7 protein-coding genes are annotated in these 6,303 nt (G+C 43.4%); 3 read left to right on the plus strand and 4 right to left on the minus strand.

What is annotated here, in order from left to right; all coding sequences use genetic code 11:
- The first annotated feature begins 150 nt into the window (after window positions 1-150).
- Complete coding sequence (locus tag RYL88_RS10685; protein ID WP_314991179.1) at window positions 151-573, plus strand: helicase IV; 423 nt, start codon at window positions 151-153, stop codon at window positions 571-573.
- A gap of 714 nt (window positions 574-1,287) precedes the next feature.
- Here the strand turns inward: RYL88_RS10685 and RYL88_RS10690 are convergent.
- The 4 genes from RYL88_RS10690 to RYL88_RS10705 all read right to left on the minus strand — a co-directional run bounded on the left by RYL88_RS10690 (window position 1,288) and on the right by RYL88_RS10705 (window position 3,633).
- Window positions 1,288-1,551 (minus strand): histidine phosphatase family protein, encoded by a 264-nt coding sequence (locus RYL88_RS10690; protein ID WP_314991181.1) that lies wholly within the window; start codon window positions 1,549-1,551, stop codon window positions 1,288-1,290.
- Complete coding sequence (locus RYL88_RS10695) at window positions 1,552-2,391, minus strand: ferritin-like domain-containing protein (protein ID WP_314991183.1); 840 nt, start codon at window positions 2,389-2,391, stop codon at window positions 1,552-1,554.
- Entirely contained in the window at window positions 2,388-2,882 is a 495-nt protein-coding gene (locus tag RYL88_RS10700) for a rhomboid family intramembrane serine protease (RefSeq protein WP_314991191.1), read from the minus strand. The genes RYL88_RS10695 and RYL88_RS10700 overlap by 4 nt, the downstream gene beginning before the upstream one ends.
- A 91-nt stretch (window positions 2,883-2,973) precedes the next feature.
- Window positions 2,974-3,633 (minus strand): NlpC/P60 family protein, encoded by a 660-nt coding sequence (locus tag RYL88_RS10705; RefSeq protein ID WP_314991185.1) that lies wholly within the window; start codon window positions 3,631-3,633, stop codon window positions 2,974-2,976.
- A 170-nt stretch (window positions 3,634-3,803) separates the two neighbouring features.
- Here RYL88_RS10705 and murA point away from each other — a divergent pair, with 170 nt between their 5' ends.
- Both murA and RYL88_RS10715 read left to right on the plus strand, forming a co-directional pair.
- Entirely contained in the window at window positions 3,804-5,069 is a 1,266-nt protein-coding gene (murA, locus tag RYL88_RS10710) for a UDP-N-acetylglucosamine 1-carboxyvinyltransferase (protein ID WP_314991187.1), read from the plus strand.
- Window position 5,070: 1 nt separating this feature from the next.
- The gene (locus RYL88_RS10715; RefSeq protein WP_314991189.1) at window positions 5,071-6,228 is read left to right on the plus strand and encodes a molybdopterin molybdotransferase MoeA; all 1,158 of its coding nucleotides are present in this window, start codon (window positions 5,071-5,073) and stop codon (window positions 6,226-6,228) included.
- The last annotated feature ends 75 nt before the right edge of the window (window positions 6,229-6,303 follow it).

A 6,303-nucleotide genomic window follows, 5' to 3' on the forward strand; every position in this document is an offset into this window, starting at 1 on the left:
ATAAGCAATAGATACAAAAAAATATAAAATAAACACTTTTAATTATTACAAAAACAGCACATAAGTCTCATAACCCGAAGGTCGGCGGTTCAAATCCGACCTCCGCAACCAAAACTAATTTTTCTTCATTTACTCCAGAGAAAATTGTTTATGAGCTTTAATCTTTCAAAAATTTTAATCGTTTTGTTGTTGTTCTTAATCGTTTTGCTGGCTTTAAAGCTATTTAAAAAGCAAAAAATCAAACAAACTAGATACAAAAGCGATAGCGGCTACATTGTAAAAAGTCGTGCTGAGCTGATTATTGCAAATTGGCTATTTTATAGAGGAATAGATTTTATCTACGAAAAGAAAACTCCGACAAAAGAACGTGTAATTAGTGATTTTTATCTGACGCAAAGCGATGTTTATATCGAATTCTGGGGCCTTGAGACGCCGCAATATTTAAAAAGAAAAAGTAAAAAAATTAAAATTTACAAAAAAAATCGTCTAAAACTAATCCAAATGGATGATGGTAGTCTACACGATCTAAATACATTTTTTGCCAAAGAATTCAAAAAATTTAAATCAAAATAATTTTAGGCTTAAGAATAAGTTAGAACTCTCAAATTTTATCTCAAAGAAAGTACGAGCATAAGGGCTAGGACTTGCTACTACTAGCGGATGGAGTTACACTAGATTTCCTTGCTTCAATTTATTAAACTAGTCATAAGTTCCGTTGGGTCTAAATTTATATAAGTTTTTTACTAGTTTGTTTTGTTAAAAGGTAAAATACAGACTATTTTTGCTATTTTGTATTGAAAACTATAATTTTCAAATAAATATTTATATCTCTTTTGTATTGCTTCAATACCTTCATCAAATACCGAAAATACGGCACTTTCTAATATTTTACCTTTTACATTAAAATAATTTATCCATCAAATTTCATGCTAAATTTAACGGATAATTTTTATGCTTATTTTGTTAAATATTTTGCTTGTTATCGTATGTTTTTTGAGATAATTTTTTGAAGTAATTAAGTCGATGAAAAATGCAGGAATAAAATAGAGCTTTTAATTAGCCCTACTTTTTATGTTTTTTAGGATAGTCAAAAAACAGAGCTTTTGCGCCGTGTTCTTTTAGTTCTTTAAAGCTACCGTTAAATTCGACGCAAAAGATGCCGCAAGTTGGGATACTTCCGATAGCGGCATCGCTTAAAAGCTCGCAAATTTCAGTTATAGCGTCGTTGTGAGCTATGATAAATATGCTTTGAAATTAGTCATCAAACACTCTTGAAAGCTTTAAAACCTAAACAGTCTTCGCTCCGTATAGTTCGTCTTTAAATTTGATTTTCTTCTTAAATTTAATCGCTTCGGCTAGCTTTTGAGCCGTTTTGGCGCAGCGTTTGGCGGGACTGGCAAATATAGCATCCGCCTTCACCTCGTGTTTTTTTAGTCGTTCGCACATCAGCACTAGGTCTTTTTTGCCGCGCTCGCTTAGATCGCGCTCAAAGTCGCTGCCTTCGCCCTCTTCTACGGCTTTTGCGTGCCTGATAAAGTAGATTTTTTTCATTTATTCCGCCTTTTTGGCCTTTGATAGATTTTTTATGTGCTCGATCTCTGCCTCGCTAAAGCCTGATTTTAGTCGCGCGCTCACGTTTAGCTCGCGGGACTGCAAAAAGGCTTTAGGGTAGATTTTTTGTACGATTTGCGCGTAGATTTCGGGGCTTACGCCCTCTTTTTTGCAGGCAAATTTAAACCAACGATCGCCCTTTGAGACGTGCGAGATCTCTTCGTCTAAGATGACTTGTAAAATTTTGCAAAGCCACGCCTTGCTCTCGTCTTTTTCGCGCTCGGTTTCCAGCTTTTTTAGCATAAAAGCGTTTGCGTCAAGGCCATTTGCCTCCATGTATCTAGGCAGCACCGCCATGCGCTCAAGCAGCGATGCGGAGGTATTTTGCAAAGCGATAAAAAGCCCGTCGTGCACGGTAAAATCGCCGTATTTCACGTCAAATTTAGCCATGTGATCCTCGATCATCTTAAAGTGCCTGATCTCATCCTCGGCGACCTCTAGCCAGTCGTCATAGTAGGCTTTTGGCAGAGTTCGGAAGCGATACGCCGCATCTAGCGCGATATCTACGGCGCTGTATTCGATATGCGCGATCGAGTGAAGGAAGGCTTTTTGCTTGTCCGCTTGCTTTTTACCGCCTATTTCCCTCATCGCTACGACCTCGCAAAATGCCGCGTAGCTTGGGCGCTCGAGCGGTTTTATCTCGTCAAATTTACCACCCTCTTCTATCTGCGCGTCAAATTTACCGGCCTTATACTCGGCGTAAAATCGTTTAAATTTGTCAAATTTAAACTCCTTATCGCCACACTCTAAAATCTCCCAAATTTGATCGAAAAATCTCATTTTATCACCTTAAATTTTACCCCGAAATATCCTAACGCAAAGCCGATGATGTGCGCGTACCAGGCGACGTTTACGCCCATGGCTACGGGCGCGAAGCTCATTAGCAAGATCGCGATGATTAGCCCCTTTCGGCTACTAGCGTCTAAAAAGGCTAAAATGCCCAGTAGCAGGCTGATCGCACCGCTAGCTCCGACTAAATTTATAAAAGTTCCGTTGGTCTTAAACATAACATAAATATAAATAAAACTAAGCAGCGAGGTCAAAACGCCTCCGACGCAGTAAACGACGGCGAATTTTTCGCTGCCGTAGTACCGCTCTAGAAGCGAGCCAAACTGATACAAAACCGCCATATTCATTAGCAAATGGGCTAAATTTGCATGCATAAACATCGAAGTCGCCGGCTGCCAGACGTAAAGCCCGTCAACAAAAAACATATTTAGCCCAAGCGTCGCGTTACTACCGCAAATGCCGCAGTAAACAGCAAGATACACTAGGCAATTTAACGCGATGAGCGATATCGTAGCTTTCAAAAATGGCTCCTTTTTAAAGGCTTTATCATATAAAATTTAGACATAAATTTAGCTAAAAATTAACCTTGCCAAAGCCGGCGAATCTATTTGATGTTAGGCAAGTAGCGTCGCCACCTTTACACGCTACGATGTAGGAGTTTACCTCTTTGCCGCCTATTTTATGGCTATTTTTTTGAAATAGATTTATAAATCCGCTTTTATTTTTGCCTCTGGTATTATGCATAAATCTTATAGTTCCGTCGTCCTCTATGCGGTCTATGATGCCAAGGTGGGTTATAATTTGTTTGTTTTTGTCTTTGGTTTGGCTCGTGGTGTTGTTAAAAAACACCAAATCTCCGAGCTTTGGGCTTGTTTGCGAGATCAAATTTCGCTTTTTATAAAAATTATAAATGGCTTGAGATTTCGATCCGTTTTCGTCGTAAAATTTGAGCAAATTCGTCTCAAAAAAGTAGACGTTATTTATGTTTTTATTTACGAGCGAGACGAAGCCCGAGCAGTCTCTGCCGTCTTTTTTACCTAAAAATCCTTGCATAAAATTTGAAAGCGCCTTGCCGCCTAGATCGTTAAAAACGTCTTGCTGCGAGTTTAAAAATCTCGCGTTTAAAATCTGTCCGCTTTGATCGGTCGGATAAATTTTGGGTGCATCGTTCGCGCACCCGCTAAAAATAAAAGCTGCAATCGGCGCTAGCGGTAAAAAAATGGTAAATTTCATTTAAGTCATCCTATTTTATATTTAAGGCGGCGTTTTGCGGTAAATTCAAGCACCGTAAACGAGCCGCCTAAAAGCAAGATTATATAAATAAATCGGTAAATATCGGCATAAATTTAAATTTATAAGCTAAATTTCACTATACTTTGGGTTTTATTTAAGGATTTAAGAATATGTATTATCTAGAAATCGAAGGAAACGCAAAACTTGGCGGCGAGGTCGCCATAAGCGGTGCGAAAAACGCCGCCCTGCCACTCATAGCCGCGGCTATAATCATAAAAAACGACGTGATGCTAAAAAACATGCCAAATGTCGCGGATATAAAAACATTGGCGACACTGCTGGTAAATTTGGGCGCAAAGTGCGAATTTACGGATGATAACACGCTAAAAATCAACTCAAACTATGTCAGTTCCACAAAGGCCAACTACGACATCGTGCGTAAAATGCGCGCCTCCATCCTGGTTCTTGGTCCGCTGCTAGCTAGGTTTGGCCACTGCGAGGTGAGCCTGCCGGGCGGCTGCGCGATCGGACAAAGACCGATCGATCTGCACTTAAGCGCGCTTGAAAAGATGGGCGCAAACATCGAGATAAAACAAGGCTACGTCGTCGCCACGGCGCCTGACGGGCTAAAGGGCGCGCAGATCGTGTTTGACAAGATCACGGTAACTGGCAGCGAAAACATCATAATGGCTGCCGCGCTCGCTCACGGTACGACGCATCTAATCAACGTCGCCAAAGAGCCAGAAGTAGTGCAGCTTTGCGAGGTTTTGGCCGCAGGCGGTGTGAAGATCGAGGGTATAGGCACGGACGAGCTGGTGATCGAGGGCACGGATAGGCGCCTGCTGGATGTGGGCGAGATAACGGTCATCCCCGATAGGATCGAGGCCGGGACGTATCTTTGTGCCGGGGCGATCACGAACTCGCAAGTAACCATAACAAACGCCAACGCCGCGCATCTGCGGGCCGTGCTTACTAAATTTAACCAAATGGGCTTTGAAACCGTCGTGGACGGCGATAAAATCACGATAATGCCGGCTAAAAACGTAAATCCGGTCGAGATCGTGACGACGGAGTTCCCGGGGTTTCCGACCGATATGCAGGCGCAGTTTATGGCGCTTTCGCTCGTGGCAAACGGCGTTAGCACGATCGACGAGAGGCTTTTTGAGAACCGCTTTATGCACGTTAGCGAGCTCACGCGTATGGGTGCGGATATCCGTCTAAACGGCCACATCGCGACGATCCACGGCGGAGGCGAGATAAACGCCGCAGACGTGATGGCTACCGATCTGCGCGCAAGCTCTGCCCTAGTGCTAGCGGCTCTTGCAGCAAACGGAACTAGCCGCGTGCACAGAATTTATCACCTAGATAGAGGCTACGAGGGGCTAGAGCGCAAGCTAGCGGCTCTGGGCGCAAAAATACGCAGGCTGGAGGAGTAAAATGACGCTAGAGCTTGCTCAAAATTTGATCCTAGAAAAGGCTAAATTTGACGGCTGCGGCGAGTTTGCGAGCCTTGAGCGCGCGACGGGCAAAATTTTAGCACAGGACGTCGTTGCCGTTAAAAATTTGCCCTCCTTCGACAACGCCGCGATGGACGGCTACGCGCTCAAATTTGACGATTTTAACGAGCCGTTAAGCGTCGCGGCAACCGTGTTGGCGGGCGATGAGGCTGAAATCGCGCTAAAAAAAGGCGAATGCGTAAAGATAATGACGGGCGCAAAAATGCCGACAAACGCCGACACCGTCGTACCTTTTGAAGACGCTATTTTGCAGGACGGCAAGCTCTCGCCGCAAAGCAAAGTCAAAAAATTTAACGCCTTAAGATATAAGGGCGAGGAGGTCAAGGCTGGCGAAATTTTGCTAAGAAAAGGCGAAATTTTAACGCCAGCAAGAGTAATGATGCTAGCTGCTCAGGGCATCTACTGTGTCTGCGTGGAGCGCAAGCTAAGAATCGGTATATTTTCAAGCGGCGACGAAGTGGTCGAACCGTGGCAAAACGCTAGCGAGGAGCAAATCTACAATGCAAACGGCGCAGGCATCGCGTCTTTGCTTCAAAGCTTCGGCTTTGCCAGCTCGTACGCCGGAATCATCAAAGACGATTTAGAAAGCACGACGCGAGCGCTAGAGACGGCCGAATTTGACGTCATCATAACAAGCGGCGGAGCAAGCAAGGGCGAGGCTGATTTTATGAAAACGGCGCTTTTAAATTTAGGCTTTAGCGAGCTTTTTGACGGCGTAAATATCCGCCCCGGACGACCGAGCAAAGCTTTTATAAAAGATAAAAAAATCGTCTTTATCCTGCCCGGAAATCCGATGGCGGCGTTTTTGATGTGCTTCTTACTAGTCGTTCCTTTTTTAAAGGGCTCACAGCTTGAAAAAATTGACGCCGCCCTAAATCAAGACGTAAAAATAAAATCAGGACGCGAAAATATAGTGCTCGGTAGCTTTTTGGGGGGCAAATTTAGCGTGACGGATAATAATAAATTTGGCTCTGGCATGATAACTCCGCTCATCAAAAGTAACGCCGTTTTGGTAACAAGCGAAAGCCTCGGCGAGCTAAAAGCGGGCGAAATCGTAAAAATTTTGAAATTTTCTTGACAAATGAAAACGTTTTTGCTAAAATTGCGACTTCTCAAACGGTGCGGGAATAGCTCAGGGGTAGAGCACAACCTT

The sequence above is a fragment of the uncultured Campylobacter sp. genome (assembly GCF_963517995.1).
Taxonomy (GTDB): domain Bacteria; phylum Campylobacterota; class Campylobacteria; order Campylobacterales; family Campylobacteraceae; genus Campylobacter_A.